Annotated in this window: 19 protein-coding genes; 7 read left to right on the forward strand and 12 right to left on the reverse strand. The window is 34.3% G+C overall.

All coding sequences use genetic code 11. The features are described 5' to 3' along the window. Positions 1-19 precede the first annotated feature (19 nt). Positions 20-997 (forward strand): NAD-dependent epimerase/dehydratase family protein, encoded by a 978-nt coding sequence (locus tag WA1_RS23865; protein WP_017740030.1) that lies wholly within the window; start codon positions 20-22, stop codon positions 995-997. Positions 998-1,433: 436 nt separating this feature from the next. Here WA1_RS23865 and WA1_RS23870 read toward each other — a convergent pair whose 3' ends face one another. After that, positions 1,434-1,709 (reverse strand): XisI protein, encoded by a 276-nt coding sequence (locus WA1_RS23870; protein ID WP_017740029.1) that lies wholly within the window; start codon positions 1,707-1,709, stop codon positions 1,434-1,436. A gap of 45 nt (positions 1,710-1,754) precedes the next feature. On the opposite strand from WA1_RS23870, the gene WA1_RS53145 reads away from it, so the two are divergent. The 3 genes from WA1_RS53145 to WA1_RS23880 all read left to right on the forward strand — a co-directional run bounded on the left by WA1_RS53145 (position 1,755) and on the right by WA1_RS23880 (position 2,904). Further along, positions 1,755-2,066 (forward strand): DUF2887 domain-containing protein, encoded by a 312-nt coding sequence (locus WA1_RS53145; RefSeq protein WP_272819210.1) that lies wholly within the window; start codon positions 1,755-1,757, stop codon positions 2,064-2,066. A 148-nt stretch (positions 2,067-2,214) separates the two neighbouring features. Then, on the forward strand, positions 2,215-2,364 hold the full coding sequence (locus WA1_RS57215; RefSeq protein WP_017740027.1) for a hypothetical protein: 150 nt from the start codon (positions 2,215-2,217) through the stop codon (positions 2,362-2,364). 72 nt (positions 2,365-2,436) lie between these two features. Beyond that, positions 2,437-2,904 (forward strand): tetratricopeptide repeat protein, encoded by a 468-nt coding sequence (locus tag WA1_RS23880; RefSeq protein WP_017740026.1) that lies wholly within the window; start codon positions 2,437-2,439, stop codon positions 2,902-2,904. 144 nt (positions 2,905-3,048) lie between these two features. On the opposite strand, the gene WA1_RS23885 is transcribed toward WA1_RS23880, so the two are convergent. After that, complete coding sequence (locus tag WA1_RS23885) at positions 3,049-4,398, reverse strand: PglZ domain-containing protein (RefSeq protein ID WP_017740025.1); 1,350 nt, start codon at positions 4,396-4,398, stop codon at positions 3,049-3,051. A gap of 315 nt (positions 4,399-4,713) precedes the next feature. Here WA1_RS23885 and WA1_RS58770 point away from each other — a divergent pair, with 315 nt between their 5' ends. Next, positions 4,714-4,926, forward strand: a complete 213-nt coding sequence (locus tag WA1_RS58770; RefSeq protein WP_017740024.1) for a hypothetical protein — start codon at positions 4,714-4,716, stop codon at positions 4,924-4,926. A 508-nt stretch (positions 4,927-5,434) separates the two neighbouring features. Here WA1_RS58770 and WA1_RS23900 read toward each other — a convergent pair. The 7 genes from WA1_RS23900 to WA1_RS23935 all read right to left on the reverse strand — a co-directional run bounded on the left by WA1_RS23900 (position 5,435) and on the right by WA1_RS23935 (position 11,623). Further along, a complete protein-coding gene (locus WA1_RS23900) occupies positions 5,435-6,223 on the reverse strand; it encodes a hypothetical protein (RefSeq protein WP_017740022.1) in 789 nt (262 codons plus the stop codon). 283 nt (positions 6,224-6,506) lie between these two features. Further along, positions 6,507-6,848: a hypothetical protein gene (locus WA1_RS23910; RefSeq protein WP_033334491.1), complete on the reverse strand. Its 342-nt coding sequence runs from the start codon at positions 6,846-6,848 to the stop codon at positions 6,507-6,509. Between the two features lie 14 nt (positions 6,849-6,862). After that, the gene (locus WA1_RS23915; RefSeq protein WP_017740019.1) at positions 6,863-7,192 is read right to left on the reverse strand and encodes a hypothetical protein; all 330 of its coding nucleotides are present in this window, start codon (positions 7,190-7,192) and stop codon (positions 6,863-6,865) included. 11 nt (positions 7,193-7,203) lie between these two features. Then, the gene (locus WA1_RS23920) at positions 7,204-7,437 is read right to left on the reverse strand and encodes a hypothetical protein (protein WP_017740018.1); all 234 of its coding nucleotides are present in this window, start codon (positions 7,435-7,437) and stop codon (positions 7,204-7,206) included. Then, positions 7,428-7,697, reverse strand: a complete 270-nt coding sequence (locus WA1_RS23925; RefSeq protein WP_148662750.1) for a hypothetical protein — start codon at positions 7,695-7,697, stop codon at positions 7,428-7,430. Before WA1_RS23925 ends, WA1_RS23920 begins: the two co-directional genes overlap by 10 nt. A gap of 168 nt (positions 7,698-7,865) precedes the next feature. Then, positions 7,866-11,267 carry a DUF3987 domain-containing protein gene (locus WA1_RS23930; RefSeq protein ID WP_017740016.1) on the reverse strand — a complete coding sequence of 1,134 codons (3,402 nt, stop codon included), beginning with the start codon at positions 11,265-11,267 and terminating at the stop codon, positions 7,866-7,868. 137 nt (positions 11,268-11,404) lie between these two features. Next, a complete protein-coding gene (locus WA1_RS23935) occupies positions 11,405-11,623 on the reverse strand; it encodes a hypothetical protein (protein ID WP_017740015.1) in 219 nt (72 codons plus the stop codon). Between the two features lie 2,177 nt (positions 11,624-13,800). Here WA1_RS23935 and WA1_RS23940 point away from each other — a divergent pair. After that, positions 13,801-13,989, forward strand: coding sequence for a hypothetical protein (locus WA1_RS23940; protein ID WP_017740014.1), 189 nt, complete (start codon positions 13,801-13,803; stop codon positions 13,987-13,989). A gap of 94 nt (positions 13,990-14,083) precedes the next feature. Here the strand turns inward: WA1_RS23940 and WA1_RS23945 are convergent, their stop codons facing one another. From WA1_RS23945 to WA1_RS53150, 3 genes are all read right to left on the reverse strand, one after another. Continuing rightward, positions 14,084-14,869: a hypothetical protein gene (locus WA1_RS23945; protein WP_017740013.1), complete on the reverse strand. Its 786-nt coding sequence runs from the start codon at positions 14,867-14,869 to the stop codon at positions 14,084-14,086. Positions 14,870-15,027: 158 nt separating this feature from the next. Continuing rightward, on the reverse strand, positions 15,028-15,300 hold the full coding sequence (locus WA1_RS23950) for a hypothetical protein (protein ID WP_017740012.1): 273 nt from the start codon (positions 15,298-15,300) through the stop codon (positions 15,028-15,030). A gap of 497 nt (positions 15,301-15,797) precedes the next feature. Beyond that, on the reverse strand, positions 15,798-15,971 hold the full coding sequence (locus tag WA1_RS53150) for a ribbon-helix-helix domain-containing protein (protein ID WP_017740011.1): 174 nt from the start codon (positions 15,969-15,971) through the stop codon (positions 15,798-15,800). A 155-nt stretch (positions 15,972-16,126) separates the two neighbouring features. On the opposite strand from WA1_RS53150, the gene WA1_RS23955 reads away from it, so the two are divergent. Next, positions 16,127-16,636, forward strand: coding sequence for a hypothetical protein (locus tag WA1_RS23955; RefSeq protein WP_017740010.1), 510 nt, complete (start codon positions 16,127-16,129; stop codon positions 16,634-16,636).

Below are 16,636 nucleotides of genomic sequence, written 5' to 3' on the forward strand. Positions count from 1 at the left end.
ACTCTATCGGGAAAGATTCATGAAAGCTTTTGTAACAGGTGGTTCCGGGTTTGTCGGTGGTTACATGATTCAAATGTTGCGCGAGCGAGGATTCACGGTCAATGCTTTAGTGCGATCGGAGCAAGGGGCGCGACAGGTTATCCAACTCGGAGCTAAAGCAATTCGCGGAGATTTACTCAATGAGTCAGTCATGATACAAGGAATGCAAGATTGTGAAGTAGTTTTTCACATTGCTGGATTTTTGAGTATTTGGGGTGATTATAGAGCATTCTACAAAACCAATGTCATGGGTACAGAATGTACGTTAGCAGCAGCTCAAACTGTAGGAGTTCCGTGCTTTGTTCAAATCGGTGCGGCGGCTTCTGTGTTGGATCGCAAACCATTGTCAAACATTGATGAAAAAGAGCCTTTAAAGCAGCCTCGATTTTCTCCTTACATTGCTACCAAAAGCATAGCTGAGGAACGAGTCATTGCTGCCAATCGACCTGGATTTAAAACTTCTGTTGTTCGCCCTTCATGGATTTGGGGAAATGGCGATCGAGTGTTGCCGCAACTTGTGACAGCAGTAAAAACCAAGCAATTTATTTGGATTGACCAAGGCAACTATCCTTACATGACAACTCATGTAGCGAATGTCTGTCACGGTGCTATCTTAGCTGCACAACGAAGTCCAGGCGGACAAGCTTACTTTCTCAGTGATGGAGATGCGGTGAAGTTCCGCGAGTGGGTGACCGCTTTGCTTGGGATTGCAGGAGTCAAGCCAGGGAAGTTAAGCATTTCTCGGCGGCTTGCTTGGAATGTTGCTCTGTTGACGGAAATGATTTGGCAAATCGCTCAGCGCAAAACAGCCCCTCCCATAACTCGAACGATGGTCAGACTTATCGGTCAGGAACTAACGTTTAGCGATCGCAAAGCACGTTCAGAATTGGGTTATGCTCCGATCATGACTCGCGATATGGGGTTAGAGGAACTCGAAAAACTCCCCGTCTGGCGATGAAAGTCTAAATGCGAAACCCACTGAAAATGTAGGTACTTCACAGTAATTTCTAATAGACCATATCTTGTGGAGCGGGCATATCTTGTGGGGCGGGCGTCCCCGCCCGCTCTATTAAATGTACGGGCGGGGACGCCCGTACCACAAGAGCATAGTGGTTCATCTATCTGAAAACTGCTGTATATTTGCTGGAACGCGCATACATTTTTTGCGAATAATTTAGAATTCCTATAGGAATATTTTGAGAAGAATTGTCATAATTTCATTTCACTTAACCTCAACGTAAATTTCTCTACCAATCTGTCGAAATTCATGAGTCCATTTTCACCCAAGCGGATGACTTAAAAACGTTGCGGGAAATGGTACGAGATGCAGTTCAATGTCATTATCTTGATGAGCAGACTCGTCCCAAACTCATCCGCCTACATATTGTTCTCTCTTACGCCACACCATACCCTGTATACGGACGTTTGTAGGGCAGATGCAATCCCAAAACAATATCTTCCTTTGATACTCCCATCTCTACTAATGCTTGGGCAATATCTAGCTCAGTCGTATTGCGCTGAATCCAAATCTTGCTATCTTTAATATCCACGTGGATAAAACAGTTATACACTCGCTTGAGTCCTTCCCAACCAACATCTAGTAATTGATAATGGTCATGTTCTGTATCAAACACCAACTGACACTCAACATCTGGGTTGCTATTTTCCATAGATGCTTGTTCGCTTAGCAAGTTACGGATGCATTGGATGAATTGTTGGCGAAGCAATTCATTAAGCGAGTAGAATTAGAAGAAACAGGTACACTGGCAAAAAACGAAATTATAGAAATCATCACGATCATTACCGTTTATAAATTTTCGTCGTTGACTAGAGAGGAAGTTGAAGCTATGTTAGGACTAAGCATTGAAGAAACACGAATTTACAAAGATTTGGAACGTCAAACCATGTTAAAAGCAGCTAAACGCTTTTTAGATATGGGCTACAGCATTTCCGAAGTGGCGAAGGCGGTCGATTTGTCCGTGGAGGAAGTCACAAAAATAGCTTCAAAAGCATCTGAAGAAGGTTAGGTGAGGAATTCTTACAATAGGGCAGAGTCATTCTCCCTATTGTATAAGTGTTTGGGTTCTCTAGAAAATTGACGAGCATCCAAGCGTAACTATCACTTTTTCCCTGGCGTTTCAGAAGTTATTAGAACGCAACCCAACAGCAGCAGATTTGATTCGCGTTTCAGCCTTTTTAGCACCGGATGCGATTCCCGAAGAAATTTTTACTCTTGGTGCGGCAGAATTAGGAGAAAATCTCAGCCTCCTAGCAGATAAACCCCTAGATTTTGTCCATGTCATCAAAGAAGCAGGACGGTTTTAGCTGATTTACCGCAACCCAACTCCTAAAACTTTTGATATTCACCGCCTTGTGCAGTTCGTGTTGAGAACTGAGATGGATGAGGACAGCTGCCGTCTTTGGGCAGAAAGGATTGTCGCTGCGCTCGCACAGGTTTTTCCACAGGGTGAATATGCAAACTGGCGAGTCTGTGATCGGCTTTTACCCCATGCGAGAGTTGCAATTCATTGGATTTCCCAGTATCAATTTGAGTTGGAAACAGCCGCTTTGTTATTTAATAAAACTGGCTACTACTTGAAAGAACGCGGTCGGTACTCGGAAGCCGAACTACTGTTACAAAAAGCGCTAGAACTCTTGCAAAGGCTGCTGGGAGAAGAGCATCCCTCTGTTGCCACTAGTTACCATAACCTAGCTTATCTCTACTCCTCCCAAAAAAGGTATAGCGAAGCCGAACCACTTTGCCAAAAAGCTTTGGAAATTGCTTCAAAAAGTTTAGGGATAAATCATCCTCACACAGCTACTATACGTGCAAATCTAAAATCTTTGCGCGATCGCAATGATTAACGCCATCATATAGAAATAATACCCAATAATTTGATGAAATGTTGGGTTTCGTTCCTCAACCCAACCTACCAAATCGTTTCTCATTCTTCTGGTTTCTGTTTTTCTGTTGGGGCTTATGCAATTTCAACGGTGTTTTGGGTGGTTTTACAAGAATTCATTGATGTCAAATCCTTGGCTAATAAACATTTGCGTGATAGCAATCTGAGAATCTGGTGTGAGGTTGGCACTGCTGATTTCATGACCTGCAAATTTAAAGGTGAGTTCTCCTGATAGGGAAAGACGATCGCATTCACAAGTCAGTGACAGTTCTGGGGTTTTGGGTATTGTGAGTTGGAAGGTGACTCGCTGATTGGCTGGAATTGTCTTTTCTATGGGTTTTTTTGTATCAAATGACGGCAATTCTTTAATATATAGATACAGGTCTGTAAGCGGTACGGTGTTGGAATTATCAATGGTAATCTCGATGTTTCCTGGTTTTCCTGCTTCTCCTTTGCCATGACAGCTAATAATGACGGGAGTGCGTTGTATGGTTTTTTTCAGGATGGAGAATCCAACAACAACTTCTTCGGGGAAAAGCCCTCCGTGAGAACCGAGAATTTTTTTGTCGGGGTTGTAACTAAAGGAACTGATGCTGGCAGAACTTCGTACTATACTGATATCGTGGGGTAAACCATATCGTTCGCACTCCAACACGACGAACCGAGGATCTGTGGTTTTCCCTTTGGCGATTCTTCCTTGGGGTTCTAATTCTGGAGGACAGGTAATTTTTTCCGAGGTTCCTAAAATCTGTCCGTGGTCGCTGGCGATCGCAACTCGAAGTTCCTCTGGATTAGGATATTCTTGTACAAAGGATAGGATTTCCCTAGCTATAAGTTCTAGGGTGTGGGGACGCTTGATATTATAGAGATGCTGCCAATCGGTGCTGTTGTGATGCAGTTCGTCAAACTGGGTGGTGTCCCAACAATAGAGTTGGTGTTTTCTTTTGTTTAAATCTTTGCGTAGGCGATGGATGCGGCTGTCTGTATAATGCTCTCCCAATCCCATCTTTGCAAAGGCTTTTTTAATACTGTCTTTTTCCCAAGCAGAACTATTGGGTAAAAGTTGGGAGTACAAACTTCCTTTAGCATATTCTGTCTTGGTTGGCAAGATACTGAACCGAGGTTCTATATCTTTTTCTACTGCTAGTTGGCGATTTTGGGTGAGGATAGATAAGAGTTCTTGGTGATCCAACCATCCCAAACCATCCACCACAACCCAAAGCACGGGGCTTGACTGACAAAGATTTCGGACTAAGGATGCAACGCTGTAGTTGAGATAGGAATGTTCAACCGAGTCTACCTTCATCAGGGGATAATATTCTAGCATCCATTCTACAAAGCTATCTGCTATGCGTTCGCTCGTTCTGCTTTCCAGAGATTGGTGGATGACTTCCCAACGACGGTAAGGGAGATAACTTTGCGTAAAGACTATTAAAAGGTTGACTAAATCAAGCAAAATTTAGGTAGACATTTTGCAGACAAATCAGAATTATTTTTTTTAATAAAGTATTATTTTTTGAAAACTGAGTTTTCAAAATTCAATGTAACCACGTTATGCTTATCCTTGTGATAGGTTTTTTAACGTAAAAAAGTATTACAAGTGCTTTTATATTTAAATCTGATTGGAGATAATTTTGTAAGCAAAGAGAGTAAATCCGAACTATAAAAACCTCATGATAAGCAAAATAAATAGATATATTTCCGGATGTTTGTATTACATTTTGAAATTGTTGATATACAAACTAAATTTACTATAGTAAAATAAAAAAATATGGATTTTATTGACCAAATTAAGCAGCTTTCTCAAAAGGTTCAGAGGCAGAAAAATCTTATAAAAACTGAAGAAGCTACGAAAAATGCTTTTATATTGCCTTTAATTCAAGCTTTAGGATACAGTTTTGTGCGATTTCTGGGAGGATGTACTATAATTCCATCAGTGGTGTCGATTTGGCGGCTGAACCCCTTGCTGGGTATGGTCTCCTAAACGAACTCCCTACCGATTGGGTTAAATCGGATTAGTTGGAAACCATAGATACTAGGCGTCTGTCAAAAAATTACTTACCCCTACCGATTGGGTTAAATCGGATTAGTTGGAAACTTGTCTTACCTTGGCTCTTTGCAGCGATATATCGACCCTACCGATTGGGTCAAATCGGATTAAAAAGACTGCACGAATTTGTACAGTCTTTTTCCCTTGGGAAATGCGTAGTAAGTACTGACTTTACTAGAAATAATGAACTATACCAATAATAGACTAGAGAGAAAAGTACGTTTTTTTAAATGACTGATGGTAAGGTTGCTTAGGGCATCATTGGGAGGTGTTTAAACGAGTTAATATCTCATCATAAGTTAAGTCTCGAATTTCATTTAAATCATCCGAGTTCAGCATTTTCATGATTCTTGTAATTTCCATGGAAACTAATAAATCATTAATTTGATATCCTTTTAAAAACGGAAAATATCTCACAAAAAGTTGAATTAATTTATTCATTTTATCTTCCCCATTCAATCCAGTTTTGACACAGTTTATAAGCTGGAATTAAATCGCCATAATGATTGTTCTCTAAAATTAACTCTCCATAGTCCCATGCTTGCTTTTCGCTAGCTTCATTATTTGATTCATGACATGCTTTCCATTCTAAATAGGTTTGGTTTGATGTTATAAATTGGACGTAATGGGAAATCTCGTGAGCATAAATAAATTTTGCAACATGGTTGACTTTAATTCCTAAACTTTTAGAAATTTGCTTTACATCTTCTTCATAAATCACTATATCCCAATTTCCATCTGATAATGGGGTAATGAAGGAGCATTCCGTTAATTTTCTATCCACCAAATAATGAATTTCTATATTATTTGGCTTAGTACTTAAAAGTGTTCCTAGTCTCTGAAGTTTTAAATCCTCATTGCTAAAACTGGCTATGATTTCTCTAACTTCCTGATAAGTTGTAATACCCGGTTTTTTTTGAAAATCTGATAACTTTTCTTGATTCGATTTCGCAGGCTTTAAAGCATTCTGAATCAATTTTTGAATGTATTCCAAATCAATCGAATCATTATTGTTTTCTGCAACCAGTTGTGTTTCATTATTTTTTGGTAAATCACTATTAATGGTCGCAGGTTCTTTTTTAACGTTTTGACTTTGAACGAATTTAGCCTGTTTCTTAGCTATACTAGCTTCTTTAAATTTAGCTGCTTTAGCATTGTTTACTGAATTTATCAAATCTATTAATTCCTGTGATTCTTCATTTTCGATTCTATAAGTTAAAGACGTTGCCATTGTATTACCTCAAATTTTGTAACTTTGGTTGAATTTTGTAACTTTGGTTGAATTTTGAAAACTCAGTTTTCATTTTTTATTTTCTCTCTAATAAAAATTCTCCCTAGTCTCAAAACTGGGGAGAATTTTTTTCAAGTCTAAGAAGTTAAAGAAAGAAGGTTTTTTGAAGACATTTGCCCCAAAATAATCAGAATTTAAATATGCTAGCTGGGGTCTTCGACTAGCAAAATTTATAAAAGAAATATTTATTAACTTTATTATAGCATTCTCCATTTTTTAGATTTTAATCGAATTGAAAGTCAACTTTAGCTTTACTCATAAAAGTCGTAAAGCTTTTTTTGAAAGCGTTCAATCTTTTCTCAAATTTCTTAATTTCACTTTTGAAAAGAATGAGTTTATCGTCATCCAATTGTATTGCATTATTTAATTCATAACCTAGCTGCATTAGCTTAGGACTAGAGATATCCAAAGTTGTTATATCATTAATTAAGCTTTGGAACTCTTCTGCTAAACCAGGATTTTCGATTGTAAATTTAGCATTCATTAAACACCACCAATCAACTTTAGCTTTTGTTCTATTGATTTTATTAGCTATATTTTCAGCTTCTTGATTAAAGTCGCTCATGATTTTTAGTCCTTTTAACAAGTTATCCAAAGTTTTCTGTCAGTAATACTTATGCTTTTTTCGCTAACTTCCAAAATTGCTGGAATAAATACTGACTTCCAAAGTTCAAGTCCTCTCAAGCCTAAGAATCCTTGAGAAAGTTCACCTAAGTCAGGAAGAATTAAAGTTTTAGGAAATTTAGGCTCTAGATTTGAAAAATCATCGTTGAATTCAAATCCAATCTCATTGGAGTTTTGAAAAATGATTCCTATTGGGTTTTGACTTCCTGGTAAAAAGATGTTAGCCAATTTTTGATTAACATATTTTACTTCCAGTTCGAGAGTTACGATTTTTCTGGCTGTCACAGATATACATACTAATCCTCTAAAAATTCTTCATCATCAAACAAGTCTTCCTCATCTAAAAGCGATTCAGCTTTGATGAATTCAATATCAATTCCCTGAATTTTGGCATCTTTGAAGCCATCCAAGAAACTTTTTATGGAATTGTCCCTGTAATAAACTTTGATGCCCTTTAAGCTGCCATCAATAATCCTGACTTCCAAGTCCGCATTTACTTTAGTTGTATTAGTTGTCGATGTTAGACGCATACTTCCTCTTTTTGAATAAACGAATTATCTTTCTCGTAAATCCTGCTTTTAGTTTTAGAAACTTTTGAAAAGTCAGTTTTCGTTTTAGATAAGTTTCCAATTTTTTCTTTTTGGATATTTACCCATAAAACTAAGGCTTCTTCAGTGGCTTCACCCAGCGTTAAATGCTCGCTGGCGCAAATCATTCTAATAAGGGTTGATAGCTGCCTGGGGATACTTGCATTGTGTTGTACATAGTTTGAAGACCTTCTTCTGTCCATAATTGTTATGTCTTGATGTTTAGCCTTAGTGTCTAAACGTTTAATACTATTGTATCATTAGTAAAATTCATGAAATATTTTTATTCAATCAGCTTAACTAATTAAAGCTAAACTGATTAAACTTTGCTAACTGGGATGATTTTTGAAAACTGAGTTTTCAAAATTTACTTAGCAAGCTTTTGGCAATTCTTCAATCTCGTTATCGTAAATTTCAAACTCTTCGATATTACATTCAACGGTTTTAGTTCCATTCGTTCTTTCAATAATTAATTTTTTATTTCGTTTAATTTCAATCAGAAAGTAAGTTTTGTTATCCTTTTTGTAACATCCTTTAATTCCTATCCAAGCTTTCATGTTTTCAAGAGGAAGATTATCTTTGAAATATTTACAATAATCTTTGTCAATTCTTAAATCTTTGTTTGGTTCTCTTTCAAGTTTTGTTTCTTCAACTTCTTGAATGGCTTCAACTTCTTGAATGGTTGGAGTTGTTTCTTGGACTTCTTCAACTGGTTGCGTTGGTTCTTGAACTTTTTGCTTTTGATTGATTGGTATTACTTTTTCTTCATCTTCATAAATGTCGAAAGAATCAATATCAATTTCAACATTTACTAAAGACTCACTAGAAGATTCTTGCAAATTAAAGCCCAAAACTTTATCAAAAGCTTTATAAAAAAGAGATTTTCCTTTTTTCTTTATTGAACCGTATCCGTATTTTTCTAACTTTTTAATAAAGCTTTCAGCAACCATTGTTGGTTTTTGATCCTCTAATTTTGCATATCGTTCAACTCCCTTTACTTTACGGTAAATATCACGAATAGTTATGCCTTCATCAAAAGTTTTAGATAATTCCTGAATTTGTAAAAGTATTAGATGTTCATCATCTGAATCTGCTACAGTACCAAGCAGATACTCTAAAGATTGTTTGTAAAATAATCCTAGAGTTAATGCTCTTTGCATAGTTAAAGCGGAAATTTCTAAAGATAGTCCATATTGTGTTCCATCTTTTTCATCTAGATTGATAACATTCCCTTTATAATATGTTTCGATAAGATGAAAACAAATTGCTAAGCGTGATACGTGAGAATTAAATTTACCAATCCAGTTTTGCATTGCAGTGCTTGAAGATTTTTTATACCATTCATCTTCCTTCTTTTTAATCTGCCAATACATTTCATAAGCCTCCTTAGAAAATCTAATTTCTAAGTTAGGAATCGAATCTAAAAATTGGTAAAAATGATTTAGTTTTCCAGATAGTTCAGCAATTTCTAAAGATTCGTGACTATCAAGCCTTTTAGTGGAAGCAAATAAAAAACGTGCTTGTAATCCGTCAGAATCCTCAACATCTTTGAAAGCTTTCCTAAATACCCCTGGTTGAATGCCGCCAGTTAAGGATAATGCCGATCCATTAGAGATTTTTGGTTCGCTAGCTACTCTGGTGATAGAAATATCTTTACCATCCCAGAGTTTTAATAATCTAGGTCTATCATTTGATTTGGAAGTCTTACTGTATTGTCCCAATGAATCGAAAATTGATGAAATTTCATCCGTATACCATAATCCAGAGTGAGTTGGATTAGAAACCAGTGTGTTTTGAACTGCGGATACAGTAGAATCGTCAAAGAGGTAAGTTCTAGGCTTAGGTTCTTCAGGTTTAATCAATTCACCGCTTTCCCTTGCCAAATTTAATATTTCAGATTTGTTTAATTCATCGACTATTAAATTTTTATTTTCTATGAATTGTAAAAATTCAGGAGAAATATCAGGTTTTCTATTTGAAGAATTTCCTACACTTTTAACTATCGAATTATATTTTTCTTCATAATCAAGCATCTCATCTTCATATTTTTGTCTCTGTTCTGCTAATTTTTCCAAACTTTTGGCTTGTAATTTAAAAATAGGTTCAATTATTGAATCAGCTCCTCTAGATTTTCCAGTACTAGGAGCACCTACAATAGCACTCCAAATAATTGCTGGAACTTTATGAGAATTGATTCTCAGATTTACTTTATTTCCTACTAAAGATGATATAGCGGGAAATAAAAGCTGAATTAAAATGATAGGTTCGATGTTTTTAATTTTTGCTTCATTTTCTATGGCTTCAGCTAAAGTTTTAGGAAAAATATCAAAAAGGTTTAATTCAGCTTTTCCAGCTTCTAAGAGATTGTTTAATCTCTTTTGTTCTAAAGAATCTATTACGCCTAAATCTTTGCGAACTGAGTTAATTAATTCGTTGAAAAACTTTGCTGGGAATTTGAATTCATTTTGCAACCGAAAATGCAAATGAGAAAGTTCTTTAGATTCCTGTGAAGATAGTAAACCTTTAGAAAGAATTTCTCTAATACAGTCTTCGATTTTTGAGATTGAATATTTTTTATTATGTTTATTGTCGGATTTTTTGAAAACTGAGTTTTCAAAATTTGACTGGGATTCATTTTCTGAATTACTATTATTCTCTTTCGGTTGCCATTCGGGTAAATCGATTCCTGCTTTAAAAGCTAGGTTCTGAACAATTTTTACAAACCAATGCCCTGTAGGTGTTCCAGATTTAACGTGTTCGTATTGCCAGATATAATTGATAATATCTCCACCAATATCAAGTTTTTTGTCGTGCCATCCCCATTTCCCATGTTCATCGAGCCATACGTGAAAACTTGTATTACCTTCACTATCTCTAAAAGGTGGTATTCCTTTGTAAGTGTCACAATCATAAATGAAATTGTGATCGATTACATTAAAAAGTTCATCAAATGGGATTTTAGGCACTACAACATAATGAACGAAATCACTTAAACATTGAGAAGATTGAGAAGATTCTCCTCTTTCTACTACTTTTGGTATTTCTGTTTTAACATTTTCAATCTTTTTATTCCATTCATTGATAATAAAATCACACATCCAAGCGGGTAAAATACCAATTTCGGTATCTTCAGGGGAATTTATCCATTTATAGCAACCAGTGTTAGGATGAATAGATGGAGGCAGAACTGATTGATTAATATGTCCATATCTAAACTCAAGTCCTCCATCGTTGCTAGATATTCCATCGAAAGAATCTAAAACAACTTTTGTAATAGGTTTGAAAGCTTCTCTATAGATATCGGGAATTTGATACAAACTTTGCTTTCTACCTTTTTTTCCACTGGTTAGCGAAATAGTTTTAGGTAGTTGACCATCACCTAATTTTTCTACAATTTTTTCTAGAATTTCTCCTGGAATTTCACCATCTTCATCTATTGCAATAATTCCACCAGAAATCTCTCCAGTACGAATTCCAAATCCAGAAATGTACTGAGTATATTTTCTACCTTTTTCGCTAACAGTCTCAACACCATATAAAATGTGATTTCTTATTACATCTTTAGATACTGGATTTTCACCATTCCAGTTTTTTCTACAAGGTTTTTTATTGATTACCGGAGTTATCACCCAAGAATCCGGGATGAAATCCAAACCTTTAGCGATCGCTTCTGCATTATTCGCTCTTTTCCAAGGTAGGTGTTTAAAAGCGTCTTTTTTTTCTTCTACAATGGAATTATGAGTAGAAGTGGTTGCAATTGTATTGCTTTCCATGCTAATATTTCCTTAAGAAAAATTTATATTTTTTGAAAACTCAGTTTTCACCCTAGTTACAAACTGGGGTTATTTTTTTAGATACATTAGAGAATTAAAAACTGAGTTTTCAAAAAATCTCTAAATGTATTGCAGATTTACATTATATTATCGGAATTTATTTGAGAATTCAGAATTTCAATTCCCTTAATAAGAGTATCTCTTTCATTCATTCCTAGTTTTGCTGAAACTTGTTTGAGTAACGCATCTTGTTCTGGAGTAATCCAAATGTTTTTTTCTTTTTTAGATTTAATCCTGTTAGCATAATCTCTTTTGCTTTTAGTGTTTTTGGGTTGAATGATTCCGCTAATTGTCATAGTTTTCTTTCGTGTTCCATACGTATATAATAACATACATTTTTTTTGCAGAATACTTTTCATTCTCTACATTATCTCTATCAAAAATAGTATAAGATTAATAATTGATTTTATATGCTTACCTGATTAATTTTATAGCAACTGGTTTCTTGAAACACAAAAGTATTAAAATGTCAAAATCATTTATACTTAATTTAATAAACTGAAAATCGGAGAAATAAAGCATAAAAATATTTATTGATGTATGAGCCTTGAAAAAAGTTAGCAAACGTTCTAGACCAGTTCTAGAACGGTTTTAACCATGAGAATAGTTTCATAAGTTCCGTCTCCTGTTAAGTAAGGAGACGGATTAAAACCAGTTTTCAAAAATTAAGGGTGTTTGACTAACTTTTTATTTTTTTAAGTATAATCAAACACTATCAAAAAACTGAGAAAACACTTTTCTAAGTATAAAAATGAATTGACACTGTCAATACTCTGAATTGACATGGAATTGTCACGGCTAAAAATCTATACAGCATAAGGTTTACAAGAAAATTGTCAGAATTGTCATAAAAAACTTATCTAGGAAAAGAAAAAGAAAAACATAATGTATTATTATTGTCTTTAAATGAAGTCAGTAGATATAGAAAAGATTCTAAGTTGGTATTATGCAACCAGTGTTTTTGTACTATGTAGTATTAAAGATAGTACAAAAGAAATCTAAGTAAGCAATAAGTATAAAAAAGAGAATAAATAATTTGTTTTTTCCTCTTTTTATTTTTCTCTGTCAATTCTGTCAATTCTCCTGTATTCTTTATCATATATAGCTTTTTAGCCATGTCAATTCCACGTCAATTTGTGAAATTGACAGTGTCAATTCTTTTTTTGTACTTAGATAACTTTTTGCGCTTGTAAATTTTATACACAGTTTGGTTTTGCTTCTTTATTATGAGTATTTATACTCTTAAGACCCTCGAAGAATGTCTAGTACAAAACACTGGTTGCATCAAACCATAAACTTGTAGGTTGTTCCGACAACCTTAACTGGTCGGTCGGAATTCTTTTAAAAAATCCGACCGACCATTAAGAGCTTAGCTCCAATATGGAGCGAGCTTCTAGGATGTCCTGTAAGCCTTGGAAACTATGAAAGCGAGTAAGTTACCCAAACATCACCAAGCAGTACCCAGACATCACCAAGCGTTCGGAAACTGTTATGGGGACTTGGAATTTTTTAAAATGCTTGAAACCTTTGTTTAATAAGCTGTTAAGTCTGGGGACTTTAAGGACTACCTGAGATTCTAGGTAGTTCCATATCCTTGTGGAACGAGCCAAGCATTGATAAAGTTTTTAATGCTGTAGAGGACGTTCGGTAACTTTAACCCCTGTTACAGGGCATTCTGATAGACCTTTAGCCGTTTTAAACGGTGAAAGTCACTATCTTGAATGGATAGTGTTATGGAATCATTTTTCTCGTTGTCGAAATTCCGATCCGTGGTCGGAATTTAAAAAAGCTTTCAATAAGAAGAAATATCCGCAGTTTTATTTACAGTCAACAGACATTAAACCTTTATCTGGCAAGAGTTTCTCCTTCACAACTTGATTGATTGGTTATAGTCAAAAGCAATATTCAAAATTCCCCAATGATTTTTCAAATAATAGTACTAGAAGCTTTACTGTTAAAACTTTTGGGAACATTCAGACATCTTTAGATGATAGTAGGACGTATTACATTCTGAAAACTCAGTTTTCAAAACAATTCCTTCTAAACGGAAGTGTAAGTATTGCGCGATCGCAAGAAAGTTTTTACCCAGTAGTGTTAAAAGGTCTAAAACCCTTGTGGTTCAGCCGAAGTTGTCTAAGAGTTTCGGTAACTTTGGTAAATCATTTCTGGATAGCAATGGTTGCATCCATAAAGGAATCATTGGTTAATGGTTAACGGCTGATGAAAACTTTTCCTCCTTCTGGAGGACAGGAAATCGCCTTCCTGTAAGGTTTTCATCAACCATGATTAAAACAATTCCTGATTATTAAGAAACTCAGATTGTATTACCTTGTTTCGGAGTAAACAGGATTTTGTCAAGCTTTTGCTAAATAAATTAATGATAAAAAGACAATATTTGTTGACAATCTTATATAAGAAATATTAATATAAAATTGTCAACAAATTAATAAAAAGATATCTTTTTAAGAATACCATGTTTGCAACCGCTAATAAAACTTTTGATAAAACCCTAAATATTCATTCAGCAGATGAAATGTTTGCCGAAATTGAAAAATTTTTATCTAGAGCAAATCAAAAAGAAGCTTTCAAATTTCTTTCCCGTGTTGATTCCCATATGAAAGAAATCAGAAAGAATAGTAATAAAAAAATATTGCAGAATTAGGTCAGTCCTCAAAAAGGACTCACCATTTTAAAGTTTTTCATTACCCAAAGTTTTTAAAAGCTCTGGGTAATTTTGAAAAATCAGTTTTCAAAACTTACATTACTCCCAATGCTTCGGCAAGTTTAACACCACGTCTAACTAAAAGCATTTCTACTGCATCAGAAGCACAAGAAGCTTTAAGGGTTAGATTACGAGTAGGCTCATAGTACCAAGCATTTTTTTCTCCGTCGTACCAAACATCGCCCATTTTATTTCTATTGTAAAAAACTTTAGTAGAAACTCTCACACTAAACCAATCAAACTCACTGAAAGAACAATTAAATTTTTTCAAAGCTTTTTCAAGTTCTTTACTAGCTTCTTCTTTTCTATTTCTAAGTTCTAGTAATTCTTGATTAATTTCATAAATAATTTGAGGTTCTTTAACTTTTTTATCAGTTTTTTCTTGAATTTTTTCAAATTTTTCATTTTCTTGAATTTGCTTTGCTAGTGATTTTTTAACGAATTCAGCAACCATTTTTTGATGCCTACATTCTCTATTAAAGTTTGCTGCCATGCAGTCACAACGTTCTCTAAAACTATTAGCAAGTAAGTTTACAGTATAACTAGCTTTCGTTTGATTATTAATTACTTGATATTCTTGATATTCTAAAGGATTGATAGTATATCCAGTTTTGGCAGTTTCTTTAACTGCTTGCATAACTGTACTAATTTTAGTTAACTGTTCGTTACAAATTTTAACGATTTCATACCAACTAAAGGCTTGATTTAATTTTTTATCAGGGAAAAGTTTCTTAATTTGAGCAATAGTAGCAAATTTTACGTTATAAACTTCAGTAATTAGTCTTTTGGCAGTGGTTTTAAGGCTTGATAGAGTAATCATGGTTGCATTCTTGTTTGTTTTATTTCTGTAATTTGAAAACTGAGTTTTCAAAATTATGTGATGTTTTTTGACAAACTGCTTGAAGCTAGATAAACTTCAAGCAGTTTGTTTTATTTCGAGAATCCCTGAAGTAGTAGAGATATTTCGGGGATTATTCTTCACTCTACTGAAATTGTGGAATATTTTTCTATAAGTCTTAAGATTACGTTCTTCAATCGCTTTCCGATTTTTTTGGAGAATTTCAAGTTTTCCAGAGATAAATAATGTTCTTCAACAATTTCATCTTCTAACAGGTCGTACTTCTCTAATTTGATTAGAGTTTGATTTATTGCAGAATGAAGCTCTAAATTGTAATAATAAACGTCTGCGTCAGGAGTTATAGAGAATACTAATCCAGTATTACTTTTTTCTTTCTCGATTATGTATTTCATGGTTGCTAATCCGTTTGTTTTATTTCTATGCTTTTATAGTACAGTGCTTTTATAAGATTGACAAATAATCTTATAAGATAATTAATTATTTTAAATAATTAAAAATTTTATTTTTATAAACTTAACTAATCAATTCAGTAAACACCAGTTACCTACCTTTTCAAATACTCAATTGTTAAGCTTGTATGTATTTTCTAGCACATAGCTTACTCGCTTAATAAGTGGAAAATTTCAAGAACCTAGTTAAAAACGTTGAAAAACCCCCTAGAATCTTAGCTTGTCGCCATACCCCTACAAAGGTTTCTGCCTTGTGTGACAATGGTTCCAGCCTCTTGTACGGAGATGATTTATAAATTTTGTCTACGTTTCTGCTATATCAGAAGCTTTTGTCGCCATATCTAGCTATATCAAGAAGCTTCTGTCGCCATATCTGGCTATAGCTAGAACGTAGAATGACCTGAAATGTGCTTTTAAAAACTTATACTTAAGTAAAATCGCTAAGTATTGTGATTTTTACTTTCAGTATTTTCATCTTCTTTATTTAGAGCAATTTCGCAAAGATAAGCAATCATCTGGCTCATGGATCGCTTTTCTTTTTTAGCCAAAGTTTTAATTTTTTCGTATAACTCTGAATCTAAAGTAATACTAAAGTGTTTTCCTTTATAAGTCATCTTTTACAACCTTTATAGAACCTTTTAGAACCTTAACCAATTATCTCAGAAAAAAGTTATAAGAATAACTAATAAAAAGCTTTGGTTCTATTTGGTTCTATTTGGTTCTCCTGTGTTATAATAAAAGTGTGGTCGAAAGAATTGACGTATCAAAAATGACGACAAAAAATTATCAAAAAGAATACAGAAGATTGAAGGAGATTTACGAAAAAATATTAGGTTGCAAAATTTCAGATATAACTTGGTATAGAGTCGTATCCCAATTGAAAAAACATTTTAGTTTTGAAATATTAGGGAAAAATTCAGAAACCTTAGTTAAGCTTTTTGCCAACTTAAAAAAATCTACTAGAAATTTTAGAATCAGCGATAATACCTTCAATGATTCCTGGGATATTTTTCAGTATTACTACAAACAAGAAAGAAGTATTACTTGTGCAGAATTCCTAGAAGATTTATCAAAGAGATTAGATTTAAAAGTTTCAAAGAAAACCATTTATAAATGGTTTACCAAGGCTGAATGTCCTTACAAAGCCGATAAATATTATGCAGTTAAGGATTTAGCTTTAGTTGCTTTTCAGGCTTCAAAATGCATCCAGTTAAAGCAACTACAAAAAGTAAAATCAGCAACCGTTGAAGTTAACGCAATCGTTTTAAGAGGAGCTTAA

Source organism: Scytonema hofmannii PCC 7110, from assembly GCF_000346485.2.
GTDB lineage: Bacteria > Cyanobacteriota > Cyanobacteriia > Cyanobacteriales > Nostocaceae > Scytonema > Scytonema hofmannii.

Excerpts from the sequence above, each read along its gene's own strand:
- WA1_RS23955 (WP_017740010.1), top strand. The coding sequence starts at position 16,127 with ATGACGACAAAAAATTATCAAAAAGAATACAGAAGATTGAAGGAGATT.
- WA1_RS23865 (WP_017740030.1), top strand. The coding sequence starts at position 20 with ATGAAAGCTTTTGTAACAGGTGGTTCCGGGTTTGTCGGTGGTTACATG.
- WA1_RS23910 (WP_033334491.1), bottom strand. The coding sequence starts at position 6,848 with ATGAGCGACTTTAATCAAGAAGCTGAAAATATAGCTAATAAAATCAAT.
- WA1_RS23880 (WP_017740026.1), top strand. The coding sequence starts at position 2,437 with ATGGATGAGGACAGCTGCCGTCTTTGGGCAGAAAGGATTGTCGCTGCG.
- WA1_RS23925 (WP_148662750.1), bottom strand. The coding sequence starts at position 7,697 with ATGGACAGAAGAAGGTCTTCAAACTATGTACAACACAATGCAAGTATC.
- WA1_RS23940 (WP_017740014.1), top strand. The coding sequence starts at position 13,801 with ATGTTTGCAACCGCTAATAAAACTTTTGATAAAACCCTAAATATTCAT.
- WA1_RS23950 (WP_017740012.1), bottom strand. The coding sequence starts at position 15,300 with ATGAAATACATAATCGAGAAAGAAAAAAGTAATACTGGATTAGTATTC.
- WA1_RS53150 (WP_017740011.1), bottom strand. The coding sequence starts at position 15,971 with ATGACTTATAAAGGAAAACACTTTAGTATTACTTTAGATTCAGAGTTA.
- WA1_RS23870 (WP_017740029.1), bottom strand. The coding sequence starts at position 1,709 with ATGGAAAATAGCAACCCAGATGTTGAGTGTCAGTTGGTGTTTGATACA.
- WA1_RS23945 (WP_017740013.1), bottom strand. The coding sequence starts at position 14,869 with ATGATTACTCTATCAAGCCTTAAAACCACTGCCAAAAGACTAATTACT.
- WA1_RS58770 (WP_017740024.1), top strand. The coding sequence starts at position 4,714 with ATGGATTTTATTGACCAAATTAAGCAGCTTTCTCAAAAGGTTCAGAGG.
- WA1_RS23900 (WP_017740022.1), bottom strand. The coding sequence starts at position 6,223 with ATGGCAACGTCTTTAACTTATAGAATCGAAAATGAAGAATCACAGGAA.
- WA1_RS23930 (WP_017740016.1), bottom strand. The coding sequence starts at position 11,267 with ATGGAAAGCAATACAATTGCAACCACTTCTACTCATAATTCCATTGTA.
- WA1_RS23920 (WP_017740018.1), bottom strand. The coding sequence starts at position 7,437 with ATGCGTCTAACATCGACAACTAATACAACTAAAGTAAATGCGGACTTG.
- WA1_RS23935 (WP_017740015.1), bottom strand. The coding sequence starts at position 11,623 with ATGACAATTAGCGGAATCATTCAACCCAAAAACACTAAAAGCAAAAGA.